General features: G+C 67.4%; 19 protein-coding genes. 9 read left to right on the top strand and 10 right to left on the bottom strand.

Annotation, left to right across the window (positions count from 1 at the left end; translation table 11 throughout):
- The first annotated feature begins 1 nt into the window (after position 1).
- Entirely contained in the window at positions 2–3,274 is a 3,273-nt protein-coding gene (locus QRN63_RS17560) for a DUF6519 domain-containing protein (protein WP_285032034.1), read from the top strand.
- On the opposite strand, the gene QRN63_RS17555 is transcribed toward QRN63_RS17560, so the two are convergent.
- Genes QRN63_RS17555 through QRN63_RS17540 form a run of 4 tightly spaced genes read right to left on the bottom strand, consistent with a single transcriptional unit; the run spans position 3,271 to position 5,845 of the window.
- Entirely contained in the window at positions 3,271–4,470 is a 1,200-nt protein-coding gene (locus QRN63_RS17555; RefSeq protein WP_285032033.1) for an eCIS core domain-containing protein, read from the bottom strand. The two genes, QRN63_RS17560 and QRN63_RS17555, sit on opposite strands and share 4 nt — an antisense overlap.
- Positions 4,471–4,485: 15 nt before the next feature.
- Positions 4,486–4,863, bottom strand: a complete 378-nt coding sequence (locus QRN63_RS17550; protein ID WP_267315949.1) for a DUF4280 domain-containing protein — start codon at positions 4,861–4,863, stop codon at positions 4,486–4,488.
- Positions 4,856–5,113 (bottom strand): hypothetical protein, encoded by a 258-nt coding sequence (locus QRN63_RS17545; protein WP_267315950.1) that lies wholly within the window; start codon positions 5,111–5,113, stop codon positions 4,856–4,858. The genes QRN63_RS17550 and QRN63_RS17545 overlap by 8 nt, the downstream gene beginning before the upstream one ends.
- Positions 5,114–5,131: 18 nt before the next feature.
- Positions 5,132–5,845, bottom strand: a complete 714-nt coding sequence (locus QRN63_RS17540; RefSeq protein WP_285032030.1) for an AfsR/SARP family transcriptional regulator — start codon at positions 5,843–5,845, stop codon at positions 5,132–5,134.
- Positions 5,846–6,477: 632 nt separating this feature from the next.
- Here QRN63_RS17540 and QRN63_RS17535 point away from each other — a divergent pair.
- The 5 genes from QRN63_RS17535 to QRN63_RS17515 are packed head-to-tail and all read left to right on the top strand — an operon-like array spanning position 6,478 to position 12,461.
- The gene (locus tag QRN63_RS17535; protein WP_285032029.1) at positions 6,478–7,953 is read left to right on the top strand and encodes a flavin-containing monooxygenase; all 1,476 of its coding nucleotides are present in this window, start codon (positions 6,478–6,480) and stop codon (positions 7,951–7,953) included.
- Positions 7,954–7,967: 14 nt separating this feature from the next.
- Entirely contained in the window at positions 7,968–8,945 is a 978-nt protein-coding gene (locus tag QRN63_RS17530) for an alpha/beta hydrolase (RefSeq protein ID WP_285032027.1), read from the top strand.
- 53 nt (positions 8,946–8,998) lie between these two features.
- A complete protein-coding gene (locus tag QRN63_RS17525) occupies positions 8,999–11,845 on the top strand; it encodes an AMP-binding protein (RefSeq protein ID WP_285032025.1) in 2,847 nt (948 codons plus the stop codon).
- 33 nt (positions 11,846–11,878) lie between these two features.
- Positions 11,879–12,145, top strand: coding sequence for a hypothetical protein (locus QRN63_RS17520; protein WP_267324565.1), 267 nt, complete (start codon positions 11,879–11,881; stop codon positions 12,143–12,145).
- A gap of 19 nt (positions 12,146–12,164) precedes the next feature.
- On the top strand, positions 12,165–12,461 hold the full coding sequence (locus QRN63_RS17515; protein ID WP_020103971.1) for a hypothetical protein: 297 nt from the start codon (positions 12,165–12,167) through the stop codon (positions 12,459–12,461).
- A 5-nt stretch (positions 12,462–12,466) separates the two neighbouring features.
- Here the strand turns inward: QRN63_RS17515 and QRN63_RS17510 are convergent, their stop codons facing one another.
- Together QRN63_RS17510 and QRN63_RS17505 are read right to left on the bottom strand one after the other, a co-directional pair.
- Positions 12,467–14,224, bottom strand: coding sequence for a SulP family inorganic anion transporter (locus QRN63_RS17510; protein ID WP_285032020.1), 1,758 nt, complete (start codon positions 14,222–14,224; stop codon positions 12,467–12,469).
- Positions 14,221–15,270, bottom strand: coding sequence for a sulfate ABC transporter substrate-binding protein (locus QRN63_RS17505; RefSeq protein ID WP_285032018.1), 1,050 nt, complete (start codon positions 15,268–15,270; stop codon positions 14,221–14,223). The genes QRN63_RS17510 and QRN63_RS17505 overlap by 4 nt, the downstream gene beginning before the upstream one ends.
- 122 nt (positions 15,271–15,392) lie before the next feature.
- Between QRN63_RS17505 and QRN63_RS17500 the strand changes: the two genes are divergently transcribed.
- Genes QRN63_RS17500 through QRN63_RS17490 form a run of 3 tightly spaced genes read left to right on the top strand, consistent with a single transcriptional unit; the run spans position 15,393 to position 17,261 of the window.
- Positions 15,393–15,917: a hypothetical protein gene (locus QRN63_RS17500; RefSeq protein WP_285032017.1), complete on the top strand. Its 525-nt coding sequence runs from the start codon at positions 15,393–15,395 to the stop codon at positions 15,915–15,917.
- Between the two features lie 18 nt (positions 15,918–15,935).
- Positions 15,936–16,865 (top strand): LLM class F420-dependent oxidoreductase, encoded by a 930-nt coding sequence (locus tag QRN63_RS17495; RefSeq protein WP_285032015.1) that lies wholly within the window; start codon positions 15,936–15,938, stop codon positions 16,863–16,865.
- Between the two features lie 6 nt (positions 16,866–16,871).
- Entirely contained in the window at positions 16,872–17,261 is a 390-nt protein-coding gene (locus tag QRN63_RS17490) for a hypothetical protein (protein ID WP_285032013.1), read from the top strand.
- Here the strand turns inward: QRN63_RS17490 and QRN63_RS17485 are convergent.
- The 4 genes from QRN63_RS17485 to QRN63_RS17470 are packed head-to-tail and all read right to left on the bottom strand — an operon-like array spanning position 17,258 to position 22,607.
- Positions 17,258–18,499: a DUF445 domain-containing protein gene (locus tag QRN63_RS17485; RefSeq protein WP_285032011.1), complete on the bottom strand. Its 1,242-nt coding sequence runs from the start codon at positions 18,497–18,499 to the stop codon at positions 17,258–17,260. The two genes, QRN63_RS17490 and QRN63_RS17485, sit on opposite strands and share 4 nt — an antisense overlap.
- Entirely contained in the window at positions 18,499–19,203 is a 705-nt protein-coding gene (locus tag QRN63_RS17480; protein ID WP_285032009.1) for an Abi-alpha family protein, read from the bottom strand. Before QRN63_RS17480 ends, QRN63_RS17485 begins: the two co-directional genes overlap by 1 nt.
- Before the next feature lie 51 nt (positions 19,204–19,254).
- Positions 19,255–20,769 (bottom strand): dynamin family protein, encoded by a 1,515-nt coding sequence (locus tag QRN63_RS17475; protein ID WP_285032008.1) that lies wholly within the window; start codon positions 20,767–20,769, stop codon positions 19,255–19,257.
- Positions 20,766–22,607 carry a dynamin family protein gene (locus QRN63_RS17470; RefSeq protein ID WP_285032006.1) on the bottom strand — a complete coding sequence of 614 codons (1,842 nt, stop codon included), beginning with the start codon at positions 22,605–22,607 and terminating at the stop codon, positions 20,766–20,768. The genes QRN63_RS17475 and QRN63_RS17470 overlap by 4 nt, the downstream gene beginning before the upstream one ends.
- Positions 22,608–22,687: the final 80 nt, after the last annotated feature.

Raw genomic sequence — 22,687 nt, 5'->3', positions numbered from 1 at the left:
GATGGCCAGCGACCGTGCACGCATCAGCTACGACCCCACCCGTAAGTGGCGTGGATTGGTAGCCCAACAGGGCCGGGTCACCGTCGAAGCGGACTGGAACGAGGCAGCGACCATCGACGCCGCCCGGGACCGGGCCGTCACCCGCGACGTGGTCGGGCCCGTCGGCAGCCCCGACGGCGGCTATCTGGTCAAGGTCGGCCAACCGTCGAGCCCGCCCACTTCGACGGCCGATCTGACCGTCGGCAAGGGCACTCTCTACCTGGGTGGGGAGCGCCTTGACCTGCAGGCAGACGTCGATGTCGACGACCAGGCCGACTGGCTGGACCCCGTGAGCGGCACGCTGTGGGTGGCGCCCGAGCCCGCCCAGCAGAGCCCGCCCACAGCCGTCAACGAGCTGGTCTACCTGCTGGCCGTCGAGCAGGAGGTCTCGGCCCGCGAGGACCCGGCCCTGGCCGACGTCGCCCTCGGTGGACCGGACACCATGCAGCGGCTTCGCGTGCTGCAGCGCTTCGTGCGCTGGCCCACCACGTCGGCCACGTGCAGCCAGGCCTGGAGTGAAGTCCAGGCGGCCTGGGACAAGACCGGGCTGAATCTCAACCCGGCGACGATGCGGCTGAAATCCAGTGCGCGACTGCGCGTCGGCTTCGTCACCGACGCCGTGCCACCCAGCCCGTGCCAGCCGGTGGCCACCGGTGGCTACCTGGGTGCCGAGAATCAGCTGATCCGGGTGCAGATCGCCAGTGTCGACGCCAACGGGGTACCGACCATCGTCTGGGGATACGACGATGCCACGTTCCTCTACACCTTGAGTCGGACCGCACCCGACAACAGTGGCCACGTGATCCTGACGCTGACCAACGCTCCGGTGGACAGCTACCACAACCCGGTCGCCGGGCAGGCGGTGGAATTGCTGCGCGACGCCGCGAGCCTGACGCCCGACGACCCCAGCGCGCACAGCGGATACATCGCTGCCGCAGCGGGATCCGTGTTCACGCTGAGCCAGGGTTACGACACCTCGACGGGCACGGTCGCGATCAGCGGGAATCTGCCGGCCGGATACCAGAACGCCAACCAGCTGTACCTGCGGGTCTGGCAGGGCACGATGCGTGCGCCGGCCGGCACCGCCGTGACGCTGTCCGGGGCCGGCGCCAACACCGGCGTGACGGTGACGCTCAGTTCCACCAACGGGGTGTTCCATCGCGGCGACTTCTGGTGCTTCGCACTGCGGCCCAGTGTGCCCAGCCTGATCTACCCCGCCCGGTACGGCGACGCGCCGCAGCCGCCGGAAGGCGCGCGGGTACTGGCGTGCCCGGTCGCCATGGTGACGCGGCCCGCACAGGGCGCCGCGAGCGTCAGCTCCTGCATTCCGCCGTTCGACAACCTCGTCGAGCTGACGGGCCGCGGCTCCGGGTGCTGCACGCTGCGCGTCACGCCCCAGTCCCTGGCCGGAACGTCGCTCAACAGACTGCTGGCGCGCTACGCCGGCCGCGGACCGATCAAGGTGTGCTTCAGCCCGGGTGTCTACACGTTGACCGAACCGGTGATCTTCGATAAAAGCTTCTCCGACATCACGTTTGAAGGCTGTGGTGGTCCGGTTCGACTGCAGGCGCCCGAGCAGCCCGGGGCGCCTTTCCTGCTGGGGCTCATCGTTCTGCAGGGCGCCAACCGGGTGACGATCCGCGGGCTTGACCTGGTGACGCCGTTGGTCTCGTTCGCATCGAGGGATGCCTTCACAGCGCTGTCGCGGGCACTCGGTGTGGGCAGCCGGGTACTGCTGGAGCAGTTCTCCGCCAATCTGAGAGTCGCAGTAGGCATTTCAGCCCGTAATGCCTCCGGACTGGTGATCGAGGACTGCCACTTCAGCTTCGATTTCACGGGATTGCGCTTCGCCGCAAGCATTTTCGCCGCAGGCATCCTGGCCAACGGGTCACTGTCGGAGACCACGGTCACCGACTGCGTTTTCGACACCGCCCCCGTGCCCGACAAGGTGCCGTTCTACGACCTGGCCGTCTCCGACACCACCACCGATGCCAGGCCGATGCCGCCGTACCGGCTGACGTTCGGATATCTGCAGGTGCCGACGGCCACCTGGGAACGCACGCAGACCGCCGAGTCCGTGGCCGCCCTCGGCGCACTGCACGACGCCGCCATCGAAGGTTGTCGCTTCGTCGGAATCACGGTGCCGGCGTTGGTCATCGGCCAGTTGAGCACCATCCGGCTGAACAACAACACCGTGCAGAACTGCTTCGCCGGCTTCTGGTTGTTCTCGCTTGCCAACCTGACGCAGGCGGCCGCGTTGGAGCTGGTACCGACGGGCGATGTGGCCAGTAACAAGGAGCTCGCCGCCACGGGACTCAGCGTGCTGGCCGATGGCATCGTGGTACTGGCGCTGACCATGGCCCGGGTGCTGCCTACCACGGCACCGACCGCGGACCACGCAACCGGACCACGGCTCCCCCAACTTGATTCGGCCGTCCTGTCCTCGGTGGCCCAGAGCCTGCGCGGGATGCTCAACCAGTCGCTGACCACGCTCGCACCGGCGGCCGCCGCAGCGGCCCCGATCGGGACGGGTACCCCGCCCCCGGCGACCAAGCTGCTCGGCAATGTCGTCGCCGACGTGAACAAGATGTTCGCCCGTCAGCAGCCGACCGTCGCCACCACACCGAGCCCGGATGTGGCGGACGCGGCGAAGACGGTCGCGATGCCGCGTGCGACGACGACCCCGGCGGCGGAAGCCGCTGCCGCAGCCCCGGTTTCGGATCTGGTCAGCAGGCTGCTGCCCGCATTCGACAACATCTTGGCCAACGCGGGAGCCGCGGCGCCGCAGGTGCCGCAGGCCACCGACACCGGCATCCAGCCCGTACTGCGGCTGGCCTTGACCGGCAATGAGATCGACGCGGTTGTCGGCCACTCCTACTCGGCCCCCGGATTGCTGGTGGTCGACATGACGGCGACGTTCGGATCGGTGCTGTGCACGGGCAACCGGATCAGCAACCGCTTCCCCAACGGTCAGGCCGCGGTGATCCATACCCGGGAAGACGCGGTGGCGATCAACGGCAACATCATCGCCAACGAGGCGGCCAAGTCTGCGGACCGGGCGGCAGCCAGTACGACGTGCAGCCTGTTCTGCATCGAGACGCAGTCGACGTCCGGAGACGCCCGCGTGATCAACCTGCCGGTCACGATCGTGGGCAATGTGTTGGTGTCGACGCCGATCCTGCTACCGAGCCCGCCGCTGAACCACTGGCTGCCGTTCAACTCGGTGATGGTCTAAGGACACCCGCCGGTCCTGAACTGCGCCGCGCAGTTGGTCCCGATGTACTCGGGATGGTCGACGCCCGAGACCGACAACTTGTTGTTGGCGTCGAGGGTGATCTTGCCTTCAGCGCAGTCGTGCGCCCGTTGGGCCTGCCCGACCTGACAGTCCAAGGTGTCGACCCGAGCGTCGGCACCGGCCTCCGCCGACCCGACAAACGTCGATAGGAATCTCTCGCGTTGCGTCTTCTCTATCGCAGCGTGCCTGTCCTCATGCTGCTTGATGCGGTCTGAGAGGGCGCGGCAGGCGGCCATTTCTGTTGCCGAGATGCTGCTACCCGGCCCAGTGAACGGCGAGGGGTAATTCTCGGCGACCGACCAGGTTGAGGTGATGCTCGCGATCCTCCCATTGGCGGGGGTCCACGACAGCGAGCCCTTCAGTTGCGTATGCCCGCTGTCGGTCCCGTACTTCGCCGCAATGTTGTTGACGAAATCCTGGGCATTCTGCCGCACCGCAACGGCATCGGCCGTCGACGTGATGGGGACGGTGGTCGCGGCCGGTGCTGCCGGTGTGGTGGGCTGCCGCGCGATTGCCAAGGGCTGACGCGACAGCTTCGGCACCGCCCCGCCCGTCGCCACGGTCCGCGCCGCGCCGTCGGCCTCGTGCTCGGCCGCTGGAGTGGCCCGGTCGGCGGCCTGGTGTGCGGCGCGTTCCAGATGGTCGTTGGGACCGCCGTCGATCGACTTGCTGACCAGCCCCTGCGACTGTTGCACCACGTGCGCGAGTTCGTGGGCCAGCAGGTGGTCACCGCCGGCGGTGCCCGGGGCGTACTCGCCGGCCGCGAAGACGATGTCGGCCCCGGTCGTCATCGCCCGGGCACCCAGGGCTGTGGCGGTGGCGTTGGCCGCCGCATCGGTGTGGACGCGCACGGCATCGAAATTGAACGAAAAGGCCTGCTGCATTTTGCTTTTCGCGGCGGTCGGAAGCGGCGCACCGGGTGTTGACGTCGCACGTTGCACGTGGCCTGAGGCACCTTCCGCTTGCTCGCGCTGGGTGCAGCCACACGACGTGTCGGTGCCGCAGCGCTGGATCACCGGCCACTGGGAGGGACGCAGACCCGTCTTCTCGGCCGCGCGCCGACTGCTTCCGCGCGCACCGGTGTCCGCGGTGGCCCGGTCCGCAGAGGCCCGATTCGGCCCGGCGTGTGTGCTCACGTGCCCTCCCTCTCGCTACTGGACAGAGGTCGACGTCTGCCCCGCGTCGGTGACCGAGACCGTTCCGGCCCACGCGCAGTTGCACTGCGATGCGTCGTCGAGTGCGGGCACCCCACCAATGGTGACCTTCGCGGCGCCCGGCGTCCACGGGGTCAGCACCGGCTGACACGGCTGAGGGGTGAGGGTGCCTCCTGCGGCACTCGTCGCGGCCGCGACCTGCGGGTTGGCCGGCGACTGGCACAGCCCGAACGGCGGCACGTTGCTGGCCGCGATGTCGGTGGTGACGCCCGACGGCGTGGTCGCCGAAACCTGCGCGCCGGAAGCGGCGAAAGTCGACGGCGTGGTGCCCATCGAGCACTGCAGAGCCGCACCTGTGACAACCTGGCTACCCATGGGCGATGCCCATGGGTGGCTGGTTCTCCAGGAAATTCTCGACCGTCACCCGCACGGCGGCCAGGACGCCCTCGACCGTGCTGGCAGCGCTCTGCCTGCCGACGATGGCGCCGTTGGCGGTACTCGTGACCCGCGCACGCATGGCCACGTCGTCGGCATCGGTCTGCTCCCACCACAGGCGCACGACGATCACCCAATCTTCGGCAAGGGGATCCGCGGCCACATGGTCAGCTTCCAACCACTGCGCCACCACGGCGTCTCCGATTCGTCACAGAACGCGTTGGCGCGAATCCAGCAACGCCTGAGTCAGCGGCGACGGGTCGATGTTCAGCTCACGACGGAGTACCGTCCGGCATGCCTCGTACTGGCGTATCGCCTCGCCGCGGTTGCCCTCCGACAGGTAAGCGCGGATCAGTGCGCGGTGGGCGCTTTCGCGGAGCGGTTCGCTGGACACCGCCGCCAGGCCCGCCTCGACGGCCGGACCGAAGCGTCCTTCGTCGGTGAGCTGCTCGCACAGCTTTTCCAGCGCATGCAGCCGCAACTGCCGGAAATGCTCCCGCTCGTTCACCACCCAGTCGTCGTACCAACCGGGCAGCAGGTCACCGGCCGCCAGATCGTCGACCCGCACATCGCCACCGCAGATCTCCCCACGCAGCACCTCCCGAGCGCTGCGTTCGCTCTCCCGCAGGTCGACGACGACGTCCGGCATCAACCGCAACGACCGGGAATCGGCCGCCACCAGCGGATGGCCACTGCGGTTGATCCGCCACAATGCCGAACGGAGGCTGGCCCCGGCACGTTCCTCGTTGAAGTTCATCCACAACGTGGACGCCACATAGGACCTGCTCTGCGCCCGCAGCTGCAATGCCAGGAAAGCCAGCACTCGCTGCGAACTCAGCGGCAGGTCGACTTCGCACTCGCCACATTCCAACTGGAACCCCTGCAGCAGACCGAGCCTGACCGCCCGAACCGGGACCGGCACTGCTGCTTCTGAGCTCCCCTTGCGCTCAATAAGGCTATTCGTCATCGCTATCGGGATCGGGTAAGGATCCTGCCGCTGATCCATCACGGCTCCGTCACCGCAGCGTCACCGGGATACCGCGGATGTCGCCGTACGCAATGATCGCCGCTGACGTGAAAGGTCTTCGAGCACAGCATCATTTGGCACGCCCCGGTAGTCGAATCGGATCCAGGATACGAACGTATGGGGCAGTCGTTTGTAAATCCCGAGTAGTCGACTACTCGAGATTTTGCGTCAATCGCGTCAAAAATCGATCGTCGTCGGTCGCGACGCACGCTCACGGGATTTCAGCGAAATCTGACACGCCACCGATCCGAGCGATGGATCCAGCACCTACCCATATCGGAGCCTGTCCCCAGCGGCGAAAGTTCCCGGCTGATGCCGCCATGGCAAGCAATCGCGTAACCACGACAGCACCCGCAGGCATCAGCCGCTCGGGCCACAATTCCGGTCGCCGGTCGACAGGGCTGATACCGGGCGAGCGGGGACTCAAACCGCCGCCACCAGGTAGCCCGGGCCGGCGAAACCCGACATGGACGACGCGCCCCGGAATTAGAGTCAGGTACACCCGCCGGACCGGCAAAGGAGTGCCCATGACAACCACCGCTCCCATCGACGTCCTGGTCGTCGGCGCCGGGATTTCCGGCATCGGAATGGCGTATCACCTCAAGACTTTTCGGCCGGGCACGTCGTTCGTGGTGCTGGAGGGACGAGACGCGATCGGTGGCACGTGGAGCCTGCACCAATACCCGGGCATCCGGTCCGACTCGGACATGCCGACCTTCGGCTTCGGCTTCAAGCCATGGACGCACCGCAAGTCCATCGCCGACGGACACATCATCCTCGATTACCTGCAGCAAACCGTCGAGGAGAACGACCTGGCCGGCCACATCCGGTTCGGCTACCACGTTGATTCGGCAAATTTCGATTCCCGGCAAGGACTTTGGACCGTCACCACCACCCATGACGGGCACCCCGAAACCTTCACCTCTCGCTTCCTGTTCCTGGGCACCGGCTACTACGACTACGAGAACCCGTACATCCCCGACTTCCCCGGCCTCGGGGATTTCGAGGGTCCGGTTATCCATCCCCAACTGTGGCCGAAGGATCTGGACTACACCGGTAAGAACGTCGTGGTCATCGGCAGCGGCGCCACCGCCGTCACGCTGATCCCGAACATGGCCGACAAAGCCGCACACGTGACCATGCTGCAGCGGTCCCCCAGCTACGTGTTCTCGATACCGGCGTCCGACCCGATCGCCAACGTGCTCAACAAGGTGCTCGGCCATGAGCGGGCGTACAAGATCGTGCGGCGCAAGAACATCTCGCTCAATCGCGGACTGTTCAAGATGTGTATGCGCTACCCGAAGCTCATGCGAAAGCTGTTGATCGCCAACGTCGCTCGACAGCTACCCAGGAATTTCGATATCGACACACACTTCACCCCCAAGTACAACCCCTGGCAGCAGCGCCTGGCCATGGTGCCCGACGGCGACCTGTTCAAGATGGTCTCGTCGGGCAAGGCCTCGATCGTCACCGACCACATCGAGCGGTTCACCAAGCACGGCATCCTGCTCAAGTCCGGGCAGGAGCTGGCCGCCGACATCATCATCTCGGCGACCGGACTGAACATGATCCCGTTCGGCAAGATCGAGCTGAGCGTCGACGGGCACCTGCTGCACCTCCCGGACCTCACGGTCTACAAGGCCATGATGCTGTCCGGGGTGCCCAATTTCGCGTTCGCGGTCGGCTACACCAACATCGCCTGGACGTTGAAGGTCGACCTGGTGTGCGAGCACTTCTGCCGGATGCTCGACTACATGGACGAGCACGGTTACGGCAAGGTGGTCCCGATCCTGGAAGACGGGACCATGGAACGAGTTCCGTTGTTGGACATGACCTCCGGCTATGTCCAGCGGGCCGTCGCGAAGTTCCCACGCGGCGGCACCTACGGCCCGTGGGCATTCAAGCATGCCTACGAAATGGACCAGGAGCGGCTGCGCGACGGACCCATCGAAGATCCCGCCCTCGTCTTCACGCCCGCCGCCGCACCGCTGTCCGTGGTCTGACCGAAGGAGCGATCATGCAAACCGACTTCTTTTTCCTCAGTCACGGCGAGCGTTGTGCCGCTACGCATCTGACTGCCGAGAGCGACGCGCTGGCCGGCCGGACCGGGCGGCCGTGTGTGGTCATGGCCCACGGCTTCGGCGGGACCCGCGACTCCAGCTTGATGGCGTTCGCCGGGCCCTTCGCCGCCGCCGGTATGGATGTCGTGCTGTTCGACTACCGGGGCTTCGGCGATTCCGAAGGCGAACCGCGCCAGGATATTTCGGTCAAGAGGCAGCGGCAGGACTACCACGCCGCCGTCGACGCCGCCAGAAACCTGCCCGGCGTCGACCGCGACCGCATCGCGCTGTGGGGCACGTCGTATTCCGGCGGGCACGTCATCGCCGTCGCCGCCGAGGACCAGCGGGTGGCCGCGGTGGTGTCGCTGTGTCCGGCCACCGACGGGATCGCCGCCCTGGTGCAGGGCTTCCGGGCGGCCGGCGCCGGGCCGCTGGCCCGCGTGCTCGCGCACGGACTGTTCGATGCCGCGGGAGCCCGACTCGGCCGCCGGCCGCACTATCTGCCGGTCGTCGGACAACCCGGCGCCACCGCGGCGCTCACCACTCCCGGGTCCCAGGAGGCCTACACCGCCCTCGCCGGGCCCACCTGGCGCAACGAGTTCGCCGCCCGCACTGTGCTGGAGATGGCGCTCAACCGGCCGACGGTGCACGCCAGCGAGCTGGAGTGTCCGCTGTTGATGCAGATCGGCACCAACGACTCGATCGCGCCGCCGGATGCCGCCCGCCGCGCCGCGAAGAAGGCGGGATACCTCGCCCATCTGGTCGAGTACCCGGCCGACCATTTCGACTTCTACTCGGGACCGTGTCACGAGGCGGCCCTCGCCGATGAGCTCACCTTCCTGACCCGCGTCCTCGATCCGATCCGCTCGACCGATGTGCATTTGCGGTCGACGAACCCGCCGGCACCGCGCCTGGCGGTCAAACTGCCGTGGTGAACCCATCCGCTTGGCATGATCTGCACCGAGTGTTGAGCGAAAGGGCGGACTGAATGTTCGACAGGGTTGTGGCGACGACGCGCAACTGGCTGGAAGTTGCCCGCTACGGCGGGCTGGAGACGGGCGAAGAGCCAGCGCCGTACGACGTCGTCGCCCAGGGCCGCATCCACAAGCTGCGGCGCTACCGCACCACCGGTGAGGCGGGTCGCCCCCAGGTGCTGCTGGTGCCGCCGCTGATGCTGACCGCCGACGTGTTCGACGTATCGCCGCAGGCCAGCGGGGTCCGCACCCTGATCGAGAACGGCATCGATCCGTGGGTCATCGACTTCGGCTCGCCGGAGAAGGAAGCCGGCGGCCTGGAGCGCAACCTGGGTGATCATGTGCTGGCGGTCGATGCCGCCATCGACGAGATGCGGACATTGACCGGCCGTGACGTCCACCTCGCCGGCTACTCGCAGGGCGGCATGTTCTGCTACCAGACCTCGGCGTACCGGCGGAGCGTCGGTATCGCCAGCGTCATCACCTTCGGCAGCCCGGTCGATCTCAGCAAAACCGCGCCGATGGGTGTGCCCGCAGAAATTGCCATCCCCGGCATGGGCTTCGTCATGGAGAACGTGCTGCGGGGCCGGTCGGTGCCGGGCTGGGCGACCCGGCTCGGTTTCCAGCTGCTCGACCCGGTGAAAGCGGTGACCGGCCAGCTGCAGTTCCTGGCCGCGCTGCACGACCGCGATGCCCTGCTGCCCCGCGAAGGGCAGCGCCGCTATTTGATGAACGACGGCTGGGTGGCGTGGCCCGGCCCGGCACTCGCGGAGTTCCTGCAGCAGTTCCTGGTGCACAACCGGATGTTGCGGGGCGGCTTCAGCATCGCCGGACGGCCGGTGACGCTCGCCGACATCACGTCGCCGATTCTGGCGTTCGTCGGCGATGTCGACGAGATCGCCCCGCCGGCCTCGGTGCGCGGGATCCTGGGCGCGGCGCCGCGCGCGGAGATCTACGAAAGCACTTTGCACGCCGGGCATTTCGGGTTGGTCGTGGGCAGTACCGCGACGTCGCACACTTGGCCGCTGGTCGCCGACTGGATGCGGTATGCCGAGGGCAAGGCCCCGCAGCCCGAGCATGTCACCAAGGTCGACACCACGACCGCCGCCGCCGAACCGGCGCCGGCGGGACAGGGCGAGGGGGTCCAGACCCTGATCGACGCGGGCCGGATGGTCGCGGGCTCCGTCGCACGGTCGGTCGGGGACGTCCGCGGCATGTTCGGCACGGTGTCGCGCCAGCTGCCCCGGTTGGCGCGCATCCGGAAATTGGACGCGAACACCCGAATCTCGTTGGCGCTCTTGTTCGATGAGCAGGCGCAGCAGGCGCCCAACGACGTCAGCTTCATGTACGAGGACCGCAGCTACACCTATGGCGAGAACAAGGTCCGCATCGACGCAGTGGTGCGCGGACTGCTCGCCGCGGGTGTGCGCGCCGGTGAGCATGTCGGTGTGTTGATGGGCACGCGCCCTTCGGCGCTGGCGGTGGTGACGGCGCTCAACCGCATCGGTGCGGTCGCCGTGATGCTGCGCCCCGGCGCCGACACCGCGCGCGAGGTCGAGCTCGGCAAGGTCAACCGCGTCATCGCCGACCCCGAACATTCCGAGGCCGACTTCGCCGGCCGTCCGTTACACACGTTCCTGTTGGACACGCCCTATCTCAATCGGGACCGCACCCTGACGGCCCTGGAGATCGGCGAGACCAACGCCGTGCGCATCCCGGACTGGTACCGCCCGAACCCGGGCCGTGCCGGTGAGCTCGCGTTCATCTTCTTCGGCGGCCCGGACGACGACCCCCGCCCCATCCGGGTCACCAACGGCCGCTTCGGATTGTCGGCCTACGGCACCGCGACGTCGGCGACGCTCAACAACTCCGACACCGTCTACTGCATCAACCCGATCTACCACACCTCCGGCCTGCTGACGGGCATCGGCGGTGCCGTCGCGGGTGGCAGCCGGCTGGCGATGGCCACAGACCTGGACCCGACGACGTTCTGGACTGAAGTGCGCCGGTACGGCGTGACCATCGTCTGCTACACGTGGGCGCAGCTGCGGCCGCTGGTGAACGCCGCCCCGCAGCCCGCCGAGCGCAATCACTCGGTGCGGCTGTTCGTCGGCTCCGGTATGCCGCGCGGACTGTGGCGCCGGGTGCTGGACCGGTTCGCCCCGGCGGGCGTCCTCGACTTCTGGTCCACCAGCGAGGGCGAGGCCATCCTGGCCAACGTCAACCCGGCCAAGCCCGGGTCGCTCGGCCGGCCGCTGCCCGGCAGCGCGACCGTCGAGGTCGTGCGCTGGGATCCCGATGCGCAGCAGGTCGTTTCAGGCGCCGACGGTTACGCCATCCGCTGCGCCGACGACGAAACCGGCCTGCTGCTGGTGAAGATCAGTTCCGCCACCACCGCGTCGGCGCCGCCGTTACGCAATCTGTTCGAGGCCGGCGACGCCTGGTTCTCCAGCGGCAGCCTGGTCAACCGGGATGCCGACGGCGACTACTGGCTGATCGACTCGGTCGACACCCAGATCCGCACCGCCGACGGCGTGGTGGCGTCCCTGCCGATCACCGCGGCCATCGGCAAGCTGCCGGCCGTAGACCTGGTGCACACCTACGGAGTCGCCTCCGACGACGCCGAAGTGGCGGTCGCGGCACTGTCGCTGGTGGACGGCCAGGACATCTCCGCCGCCGACCTGGACGAGGCGCTGTCGTGCCTGCCTGCCGGACAACGGCCCGCATTCGTCCGCGTCGTCGACGAGGTGCCGATGACGCCGTGGCACCGCCCGGTCGCCGGGCCGCTGCGCCGCGACCCACTGCCCCCACCCGGCCGCTACTTCACCCGGACAGATGACGGCAGTTACAAGGAAAGCTGACGGCGGACTGACGATGTCGTCAATACTCTTCCCATGAAGAAATCCGTTGCTGCAGTGCTGTTCCTGCTGGCGTCCGCGGCCGTACCGGCCGTCGGCGCCCCGGCCGCACACGCCGATGTGTGCGGCAGCGTCGGCGGTCGCCATGTCAGTGCCGGTGGCTGCACCAACATCGCCGGTGACGCGGCGGTGGCCGCGGCGGCTCCGGAGGACGCGGCCGCGCAGGCCGCCGCCGGCCGGCCGCCGTGCTACACACCCGCCGGGGTGCCCTACTACACACCAGGTGACTTGCCTTGTAACTGAACGGCTTTAGGGTGAAGGCATGCACAAGTCACTGCAGCGTGCCGCCGTCATCGCCGCGGCCGCCTTGGCGCCCATGGCCATCACCGCCGCGATCGCGCCGGCCGTCAGCAACGCGGACTGCGACAACGGCACCTGGTGGGACCCGGTGCAGAACCGGTGCCAGGCCCCGCTGGTGCAGAACTGTCCCGGCGGCTGGTGGGACCCGAACATCAACAGCTGCCGGCCACCGGTGTCGACGACGCCGCTCGACTGCCGTGACGGCGCGTGGTGGGACCCGATCAACAACATCTGCCGGCCACCGCTGCTGCCGCAGTAGTCACGTCAGACGAGGTAGTACAGCTCCTCGCCGTTGCTGACGCCACTGGGCACCAGCCGCGACTCCGCGTAGCGGACCGCTTTGATCGTTGCCGAGAACTCCTTCTCCTCTTCGGGGAAGATGCGCTCGTCCGGGAACCAGTCGCGCAGCCCGACGTTGCTCAGGACGTCCAGAGTGTCGGGCCGGACGCCGGCCAACAGGACCGTGACACCCAGCTCGGTCAGGTCGTGCAGGAACCGCTCGACACGCTCGATGCCGACCGCATCAGGGTTGCGGGCCCGTTTGAGACGGAGCACCACGAACTGCGTGCCTTCGGCCTTGACCCGTTCGGTGAGCGCGTCCAATGCGTGCTCGATTTCCGGTGCGGCACCGAAGAACAACTCTCCTTCGATGTCGTAGATCAGGACCGCCGGATTGTCCGGCTCGTCGCCGACCCGTTCCCGGACCACGCGTTCGGGCGTGACCACCAGCTCGGCGATCTTGAGCTTGGAGGCCCGCGGGACGAACAACAGGATCGACAGCGCCACGCCGAGCAGCACCGCCTTGTCCAGATCGATGACCACGCCGGTGATCGCCGTGACGATGACCAAGCCGGCGTCGTACCGCGATGCCCTGACCGTGTGCACCAGCCGGTGGAAATCAACCAGGCGAACCGCGGTCACCAGCAGCAGGCCGGCCAGCGCCGCCTTCGGGATGTAGCTGAGCAGCGGCGCGAACAACAGCAGGGCGCCGGCCACCGCCACCGACGCGATGACGCCGGAGAACCTGGTGGCCGCGCCGGCCTGGAAGTTGATCGCAGACCGCGACAGCGAACCCGAACCGGGCAGGCTCTGGAAGAAGCCGCCGGTCAGGTTGGCCAGCCCTTCCGCCAGAATCTGCCGGTTGTAGTCGATCTTCTGTTGCGTCTGGTGCGCAATGGCTTTCGCGATCGACAGCGCCTCGATCAGGCCGATGAAAGCGACCGCCAACGCGCCCTCCGACAGGTGCGGCAACCACTCCCAGTGCACCACCGGAATGTGGAAGTCGGGCAGGCTGGCGGGAATCTTCCCGGTGATCGACACCGCGGTCTTGCCCCCGTGGCCGGGCGTCGACCAGCCCGAGAAGTAGGCGATCAGCGCCGCGATGACCAACACGGCAAGCATGTCGATCTGCGGCCAGCCGTAGCGCTGCACCAACTTTCGGAGCACCACGGCCGCGACGACGGCTGTGACACTCAGTACCACGGCTCGGTAGTTGATCGCGTCGCCGTGGAACAGCGTGAGGTAGGTGCGGTACAGCACCTGCATTTTGCCGTTGCCCCGGTCCTTGACACCGAGCGCATTTCCCAACTGGCCCAAGGCAAGTAGGAACGCGGCTGCCGCCATGAACCCGACGATCACCGACTCGGAGATGTAGCGGGTCAGGTCACCCAGCTTGAACACCGAGATCAGGATCTGAATGGTGCCCACCAGCACCGCGAGCAGGAACAGCGCCTCGAACAGTTCGGTGCGGTTCTCCGGATCGATGAACGCCAACGAGCTGAAAACCAACAGTGAGATGGCGCTGGTGGGTCCGTTGATCAGGTGTGACGACGAACCGAATACCGACGCGATGAGCGTCACCACGATGGCCGAGAAGACACCGTATTTGGGGTCGACGCCGGCGATCAGGGCGTAGGCCATGCCCTGCGGCAGCGCGATGGCGGCCACCGTGAGGCCGGCGATCAGATCGCGCCGGGCGAGGGTGCGGTCGTAGCTGAGTTTGAGGTTCGTAAGCAGGCTCACGATCCCACCACCGTTCGCTGCGCAGGAATATGAATGGTGTCGACGATTCCGTTGTCGCCGAAGAACTTCTCGGCGGCGTCGTCCCAGTCCTTGGCGATCGCGGACACCGGGAACAGCGAGAGGTCCGGCAACTGGGCCCGGTACTTGGCCTGGATCTGCGGGTTGATCGAGCGGTAACCGTGCTGCGCAATGACGTCTTGGGCAGGGTCGGTGAACAGGTAGTTCAGGTAGGCCTTCGCATAGGCCTCGGTCTTCTTGCCGGCCACGTTCGCATCGACCCAGGCCACCGCGGGTTCGGCCTTGATGCTCACCGGCGGATACACGATCTGCAGCTCGCCCGGCGCCGCAGCCACCTCCCGGATGGCTTCGTTCTCCCATGTCAGGTGCACATCGCCGATCTTCTGCACGGCGAAGCTGGTGGCCGCGCCGCGCGCGCCCTCGTCGGCGACGGCGACGTGCTTGAACAGCGCCGCCAGGTAGTCGTGGGCCGCGGCCTCGGAGCCGCCGCGGGTCGTCACCGACCCCCACCCGGCCAGCACGCTGAGCTTGCCGTTGCCCGACGTCCGCGGGTCCGGGGTTACCACCGAGACATCACCCTTGACCAGGTCGGGCCAGTCATGGATGTTCTTCGGGTTGTCCTTGCGGACCACGAACACGATGGTCGAGGTGTACGGCACCGAGTTGTTGGGCAGCCGGTGCTGCCAGTCCTTGGCGAGCAGCCCGCGCTTGGCCAGCTTGTCGACGTCACTGACCAGAGCCAGCGAGACCACACCGGCCTTCGACGTACCGTCGATGACATTGCGCGCCTGCCGGCCGGACCCGCCGTGCGACTGACTGATGTCGACGGTGACGCCGGTCTGCTTGCGGTACTGCGCGACGAACTGCGGATCCAGCGCGGCATACAGCTCGCGGGTCGGGTCGTACGACACGTTCAGCAGTGCATCCGGTGACGAACCGTGAATGTTCTTGAACCCGATCAGAACTCCGGCGACCGCGATGGCGACGACGCCGACCACACCGAGCGGGGATATGTGTTTTCTGCTCATCGCCACCTCTGTTCACTACGGAGGTTCGACGTTAGGCAGTAGGACGCGCCGGGGCAGCGGTCTGGATCAGCGCGATCGGATCTCCCGTAGCCTGATGGCCGATGAACCACACTCGGCTCACCATGTCTGCCACCGCTGCGCTCGCGGCCGTGCTGCTCGCCGGCTGCGACAGCACCACCCCCGGGAGCCCTGAGTCAGCGCTGCCCAGCGGCCAGACGTCTGCCACGAGCACACCGACACCGAGCGAGAAGGCGATCCGCCCGGTTCCGGTGAGCCCCATTCCCGCACCGAGCGCCGTGCCACCGACCGCGCAGGCCCTCGCTCCGCAGAACGGCTACGTCTTCGTCGCGACCAAGTCCGGCCAGACCCGGTGCCAGCTCAACGCGGCCGCCGTCGACTGCGAGTCGAACTTCGCCAACGCGCCGCAGATCAACGGGGAGACCGCGCGCGGCGTCCGGGTCACCGCTGCTGGCAAATTGTCTTGGGGCCTGGGCAATCTCGGCGCCATCCCGACCGTGACGCTGGACTACCAGACGTACTCGGCGGTGGGGTGGACCATCCTCGCCGGGGCCGAAGGCACACGCTTCACCAATGCCGGCACCGGCCACGGGATGTTCGTCTCGACCGCGGGCGTGAAGTCGTTCTGATTCACTAGGGTGGGCGGTATGGACTTCCGCGTATTCGTCGAACCGCAGCAGGGTGCCACCTACGCCGACCAGCTCGCCGTCGCGCAGGCCGCCGAAAGGCTCGGCTACTCAGCGTTTTTCCGGTCCGACCACTACCTGGCCATGGCCGGCGACGGACTGCCCGGGCCCACCGACTCGTGGGTGACGCTCGGCGGCATCGCCCGCGAGACCAGCACCATCCGGCTCGGCACCATGGTCACCTCGGCGACATTCCGGTACCCCGGACCGCTCGCCATCGCCGTCGCGCAGGTCGACGAAATGAGCGGTGGCCGTGTGGAATTGGGCCTCGGCGCCGGATGGTTCGCCGAAGAGCACGAGGCCTACGCCATCCCGTTCCCGGGCCTGGGTGAACGCTTCGACCGGCTGGAAGAACAACTGCAGATCATCATGGGCTTCTGGGACACCCCGGTCGGCGAGCTCTTCGACTTCGCCGGCAAGCACTACACCGTCAAGAACTCCCCGGCGCTACCCAAACCGGCGCAGGCCCACCCGCCGGTGATCATCGGTGGCGGCGGCGCCAAGCGGACCCCGGCGCTGGCCGCCCGGTTCGCCTCCGAGTTCAACATCCCGTTCGTCGACATCGACACCTTGACCACTCAGTTCGGCCGGGTGCGGGCGGCCGTGGAAGCGGCCGGCCGGGCGCCCGAAAGCATCACGTACTCGGCGGCTTTCGTGCTGTGCGCGGGCAAAGACGAGGCGGAGATCGCCCGCCGGGCCGCCGCCATCGGCCGTGCGGTCGATGAGATGCGCGGCAACTCCCCCACGGTCGGCACGCCGGCCGAGATCGTCGACAAGCTGGCGCCGTTCGTCGCGGCCGGGGTCGAGCGGATCTACCTGCAGGTGCTGGACATGGCCGACCTGGACCACATCGAGTTCTTCAGCACGGAGGTCATCCCCCAGCTACGCTGACCGGCCATGACCGAGCGGCCGTGGCATGAACGCACCCCTCATCTCGTGGGTGCCAGCATCGCCGCGCTCGCGGCCATCGCGTTGCTGTATTTCGCAGGGGCGTGGCTGACGCGGCACTACAACCAGCCGCAGCCGCCGCCGATGCCCGTCATCGTGGATGACTCGAGCCGCCCGGCGTCGACAACAACGACGACGACCACCTCGACGTCGACCAGCTACACCTCGGTCACCCCGTCGACCACCGACATCGACGTGCCGCCCACGTCGGAGACGACGGACACCACGTCCGCGACGTCCGCCCCGAGGGGCGACAGCACGACCACCAGCCGCACCACGACGTCGACCTCGGTTACCCAGTCGCGGCGCACGCACCCGCCGGGACCGCGCCAGCACTAGTGCGTGAAGAACTCGATCATCAGCACCTGCAGCTCACCGACACAGCCACCGAGGACGGCGCCGATGGCGACCATCAACGGTTCGTCGTCCTTGAACACCGGCCGCAGAATCGACTCGTACTCCTCGTTGGAGAGCTGATTCATCTTGTCGATGATCGTTTGTTCGAGGTCGATCTTGCTCATGGCGTAGTCCTGCGCGTCCAGCAGCGTCGCCGGTAGCCGCTCGACCACCAGGTCGACGATCCTGTCCTTCAGCGCGTTGTACTTCGACGTGCCGACCGCGAACTTCACGACGGTGCCGGTCCACCCACCGATCTCGCTGTCGATGGCGGCCTCGACCTCGCGCGCGATCATGGCGAACAGCTTGTCGGCACCCGGGCCCTTGAGGATGCCGTCGTACAGGATGTCCGGCGCGAACAGGTCCTCGGAAAGGATGCGCGCGTAGTCCGCGGTGATCTTCTCGCGTTGGGCGTGCAGCAGCCCCTGAAACTTGATGAAGCCCAGGTACTTTGTCGGCTTGACGGGCCGGAACAGCATGTTGAGCGCGATGTAGTCGCTGACCAGACCGATGCCGAAACCGAACGCGGGCATGATCCACGGCAGTTTGAAGATGGCCCAGACGAACATCTGCGCGGTACCGATGATCAGCCCGAAGTAGATGCCGCTGCGCCGCACGAACGCCATGGCGTCGTCGGACAGCCCGCGCATCAGTTTGTTGAGCTTCTCTTTGTTGCGCACCAGCGTGGTGACCGCGAGGAACTGCAGGTCGACGAATCGGCTCAGGTCCGACTGCATCTCCCCCAGCATCTTCTCGGTGATGCGCGGCGCCTGCGAGTGGATGCGATTGAGGATGGCCTGGCGCCCGGCCTCGGGCAGCGAATCCCACAGGCCCGGCCGGATCTCCTCCGCGACGTCGCGGGCGATGTCGTTGATCGACGCCGACAACGGTTCGCGCAGCACCTCGACGGCCTCTTTGGCGTCGATCCGGGACAGCAGTTCCTCGGGTTTGAGCAGATTCGCGGTGAGCAGTTCGATCGTGGTGGAGCCGACCTTGCCGGCTCTGCGCGGGATGATGCCCTGCCAGCCGATGGGACCGATGCCCTTGAACTCCAGCGGCCGGTAGATCATCTCCATCGCGACGATCTTGGTGCTCCAGCCGACGAAGGCGGCCACCAGCGGCATGGAGAAGTAGATGACCCAGTGCGCGCGGAAGTCGAGGAGGATCTCGGTCAAGGACATCAGCGCCACCCGTTCTGGTCGTCCTCCGCGGTGGCGGCGGCCCACAGCGATCGGCCCAGCGGCGACAGCGTCAACGTCAGTTTCTCCACCTTGGCAGGCAGCGGACCCTTCGACGCGGCCTTGATCGCGTTGAGCACGATGGTCTCAGCCATCAACACCTCGTAGTCGGTTTTCAGCGCAGAATCCTCCGGACCGATCTCCACGAGGCGCAGCGCCAGCAAATGCCCGATGTACTGCGGCGTCATCTGCGGGAGCGCGACGTTCGCGGTCCGGCCGACCAGTGCCGCGTTCTCCAGCACCGGCTTGCGGGTCCGGTCATACACGTTGACCAAGGGTGAGACCGAACCGTCGGACAGTGCGCCGACGATGCGGGCCTCGTCGGCCACCAACTGATCGAGCAGATGGTGGTACAGCTCGGTCTGGCTGCCGGCGGTGTTCTGGTCGAGCGCTCGATTGAGCAGCTGGCTCATCTTGGAGTTGAGCGACTCTTCGCCGGCGGCCGAGTTCGCGCTCGAGGACCTCGGTGCCGAGGTATCTGCGGCCGCGACGATGTCGTCGTCGGTGTCTTCGGGTTCCAGTTCGTTGAGGCCTTTGCGCAGGGCGCCGACGATCTGCTGCTCGGTCCAGCTGTAGACGTCCAGGCCGAGTCGAGCGGCGTCCACGGCGCGTCCTACCAGGCCGAAGGGATCAAACGATTGAGCCACCCGCAAACGGTAGCCGCGTGGGGCACAAAATTGCCAACGATCTCGAATATCTCACCTTCCCTGCGCCGCGTAGTCGGCGACCAGGGCCTCGGCGCTGCGCACGGCGGCCCGGCAGGCGCGTGCGGTGAAGGGATCGTTGAGCGGGTGATCGGCCCGGCGGCGCCACCGCTGCACCGCCGCGAAGGCCGCCCGCGGGCCGTCGTACGGGGCGTCGTTGCTCAGGCCCAGCCGGCTCGCCGCGTCGGTACCCGAGCCGCCGATGATGCGGCGCAGCGAGGCCATCTCGTCCTCGTTCAATGTGGTTGGCCGCGAACGTAATTGACCGAGCAGTCGCAATTCTTCGAAGGCGTGCGTATCGGCCAGCAGCGGATCGATGTCCGCCAGGATGAACGGCGTCGCGTAGATGGGATTGGTCTCCACGAAGCGCCGCAGCGACCGCAACGCGGTGTGTGCCTTGAGCATGTCGGCGCGCTGCGCGAACTGCTGATCGATGACGTCCCGCAGCGCCACCAACCCGCTGCGGTCCAGCAGTTCGTCGGCCAGCCCCTGGGAGTCGGTGACGCCGGCGCGCAACACCGCGATTGCGATCCGGATGCCGAACATGCCGAACCGGTCGAGCAGCGCGCCCCGGGTGACGACGTCCACCGGCAACGAATCATCCTGGCGGGCAAAACGATCCGCCGACAGCATGGCCTTGGTCAGGGCGGTGGCGCCGTCGCCGTCCAGGGCGGCCAGCTTCTGCAGTGCCGCGAATTCGCTCTGCTGCAGGGTGCGCGCGGTCAGCGCCAGCAGCCCCGACACCGGGACGACGGCCTGGCAGACGCCGGTCCGGTCCAGCTCGGCGGTGAACCGGGTGGCCACCTCGCGGGCCGACATCATCGCGTCGATCCGCCCGGCCCCGATCTCGTCGGCGCGCGACGCGACCCCGATGACGCCGAGGGCACCCGACCCGCTGCCGACGAGTTCGCCGATCTGCTTGAGCAGCGCGATGTCTGGGGCATTGAGGGTGCGCAGCAGAAAGACGACGGCGTCCACCCGCGGCACGCCGTCGCGCGGGACCAGCAGCTGCAGCGTCCGGTCGGAGACGTCACGCGACAGCGACGACGTGCCCGGGGTGTCGATGATGGTCGTCTGTTCCAATTCGGCTGCGGGCCACTGCACATCGAGGTCGACGATGTCTCCGACGTTGGCGCCGCCCTGGGGCCCGGAGTACCGCGCGAGGTCGAACGTGAGGCCGTCAGCGCGCGTGATCGGCACGTCGGTGCGGCGGCCGTCCCGATGGTTGGCGGTGACCCGGGGCGTCATGCCGTGCCGGAACCAGGTCACCAGGCGGGTGGCCTCGGTGGCGTCGGTGGGCGCAATCTCTTCGCCCACAAGCGCATTCACCAGCGTCGATTTGCCGGCCTTGAGGGTGCCGGCGAGGGCGATGCGGATCGGCTGATCGAGCCGGCGGCCGATCCAGTCCAGCTCGGCCAGGGCCTGCGGCCGGTGCTGGTAGACGGGGTCGGATCGATATGCCGAGATGACGCCGCCCAGGATGGCGCGGACGCGTGCGCTGGTGCTCACTGCGCCAGGGCCGGCGTCAGTTTCACTGCGTTGTCGATGACCTGGCGCAGAATGTTCAACTGCCGCTCCAGTTCGCGCACGCGGTTGTCGCGCTCACCGGCTTCGATCTGCGCCGCCGCGAGGGTCGCCTGCAGCGATTCGTTGAGCGAGCGGGTGGTCTGGTTGGCGATGCCCCGATAGTGATCACGCAAGTGGCGCTGGATGTTTCGCAGCCGGTCGCGCGATTCCTTGCCGACGGCGAACGACACGTCGTCGACGAACCGGCGGACGTTCATCTTCGCCTCGCCGCGTACCCGCAGCATGCGGTTTTCCATGTCCTCTTTGTAGGCCTTGCGGCCCAGCACGAGTCCGGCGCCCAGCGACAGCGGGTTGAACATGCCGAGCCCGGCGAACGAGGTCAGCATGCCGAACATCAGCACGCCGCCGTAGGAGCCGCGCATCCCCGTGATGACCTTGTGCCCGGCCCGGATCGGCTCGGACTCCAGCCGCGCCACAGGGTTGAACTCGCCCAGGCCTGCGCCGAAGTCACGGGCCCTGACCTCGGCCAATTCGACCGAATCCAGCCCAGCCTCGACGAACGTGCGGGCCACCTCGGCGGCGAGCGCCTGGGCGCGCTGATGCGCCCAGACGAAGTTGTCGCCAACGGCGGTCGCGACGACGTTCTCCAACTCGGCGCCGATCTCGGCCCAGTGCTGGGTGGGGTCGCAACCGTCGATGATGCGCTCGGTGTGCGCGGTGATGTTGCGGAACCGGTTCCGCAGGTCGTGGTCGACGTCGGCGGTCAGGTCGGCGATGCCGTCGTTGAGCACCTGTTGCCACAATGCGGTCTGCTGCAACGCATTCTGGGCTTCTTCCTTCTTGTACTCCAGTTCGGCCTTGATGCGCTCGATCTTTTCGGGATCGTTGATCGCCGCCAGCTCGGTGGAGACGGCCAGGGTGAGGTGTTCTGCAGCCGCGTGGATTTCGGTGACCACCTGGTCCTTGATGCGGTCGTTCTCGCGACTGAGCACCTTGTCGGTGAGGAACTTGATGATCGCCGGGAAGTTGGATTCGTCGTTGAGTTCCTTGTCGTTCAGCGCCAGCGCGTGGGTGCGCAGCGCCGAAGAAGCAGGAACCACGGGGACGTTGAGTCGCGCGCGCTGCAGATGCGCGGCGTTGGCCGCGACGATCTCGCGCCAGTGCGGGTACAGGTCGGTCTTGGTGGCGACAATCGTTGCCACCGGGCAGATTTCGACGGCCTGCCGAATGAACGTGAGTTCGGGTTCGGTGAACTCCTGGCTGGTGTCACTGACCATCAGGAGGGCATCGGCGTCGGGCAACAGGCCGAGCGTGGCCGACAGGTGCGGCTGCCCGAGCCCGCCCACGCCGGGAGTGTCGACAAAGGTGAGGCCGCCCTTGAGCATCGGGCTCGGTGCCGCCACCTCGACGCGCAGCACCTGGCGACCCTGGGCCTGTGGGGCGTGGCGCAGATCGGCCGACAGCTGGTTGGGCGGGATGGCGACGACGGCGGGATCGCCCCCTTCCTGAGCCGGCGCCAGCACGAGTTCGGCGGCCGCCGCGTCGCCGTAGTGGACGACGGTGGTGAGCACGGTGCTCTCGTCATCGCCGACGCGCGCGACCGGCATGTTCAGCAACGAGTTCAGCAACTGACTCTTGCCCTGCTTGAGCTGTCCGGCGATCACCACCCGGATCTGCGGATCGCTGATCCGGGTCTTGGCCGCCAGCAACCGCTGCGCCAGGTCTTCGCGGTCGTTGAGGCCCGCAATCCGGCTGGTGTGGTCGATCAACTCGACGATCACCGCGACCGGGCGCGGGTTCGCCTCGTTCGGCTGCGTCACTGGGCTCTCCTCGACTGCATCGTCACTGTCTAACGGTATGCGCAAACATCCGGCGGGGCCTGTAGGTGGCCCCGCCGGAC

The organism is Mycolicibacterium sp. lyk4-40-TYG-92, assembly GCF_030209435.1.
In the GTDB taxonomy this organism is placed as follows: Bacteria; Actinomycetota; Actinomycetes; order Mycobacteriales; family Mycobacteriaceae; genus Mycobacterium.
This window is presented reverse-complemented; position numbering and strand designations above follow the sequence as displayed.

Excerpts from the sequence above, each read along its gene's own strand:
- QRN63_RS17505 (WP_285032018.1), bottom strand. The coding sequence starts at position 15,270 with ATGAGCAGAAAACACATATCCCCGCTCGGTGTGGTCGGCGTCGTCGCC.
- QRN63_RS17520 (WP_267324565.1), top strand. The coding sequence starts at position 11,879 with ATGAAGAAATCCGTTGCTGCAGTGCTGTTCCTGCTGGCGTCCGCGGCC.
- QRN63_RS17515 (WP_020103971.1), top strand. The coding sequence starts at position 12,165 with ATGCACAAGTCACTGCAGCGTGCCGCCGTCATCGCCGCGGCCGCCTTG.
- QRN63_RS17550 (WP_267315949.1), bottom strand. The coding sequence starts at position 4,863 with ATGGGTAGCCAGGTTGTCACAGGTGCGGCTCTGCAGTGCTCGATGGGC.
- QRN63_RS17525 (WP_285032025.1), top strand. The coding sequence starts at position 8,999 with ATGTTCGACAGGGTTGTGGCGACGACGCGCAACTGGCTGGAAGTTGCC.
- QRN63_RS17530 (WP_285032027.1), top strand. The coding sequence starts at position 7,968 with ATGCAAACCGACTTCTTTTTCCTCAGTCACGGCGAGCGTTGTGCCGCT.
- QRN63_RS17560 (WP_285032034.1), top strand. The coding sequence starts at position 2 with ATGGCCAGCGACCGTGCACGCATCAGCTACGACCCCACCCGTAAGTGG.
- QRN63_RS17485 (WP_285032011.1), bottom strand. The coding sequence starts at position 18,499 with ATGTCCTTGACCGAGATCCTCCTCGACTTCCGCGCGCACTGGGTCATC.
- QRN63_RS17490 (WP_285032013.1), top strand. The coding sequence starts at position 16,872 with ATGACCGAGCGGCCGTGGCATGAACGCACCCCTCATCTCGTGGGTGCC.
- QRN63_RS17500 (WP_285032017.1), top strand. The coding sequence starts at position 15,393 with ATGTCTGCCACCGCTGCGCTCGCGGCCGTGCTGCTCGCCGGCTGCGAC.
- QRN63_RS17535 (WP_285032029.1), top strand. The coding sequence starts at position 6,478 with ATGACAACCACCGCTCCCATCGACGTCCTGGTCGTCGGCGCCGGGATT.
- QRN63_RS17495 (WP_285032015.1), top strand. The coding sequence starts at position 15,936 with ATGGACTTCCGCGTATTCGTCGAACCGCAGCAGGGTGCCACCTACGCC.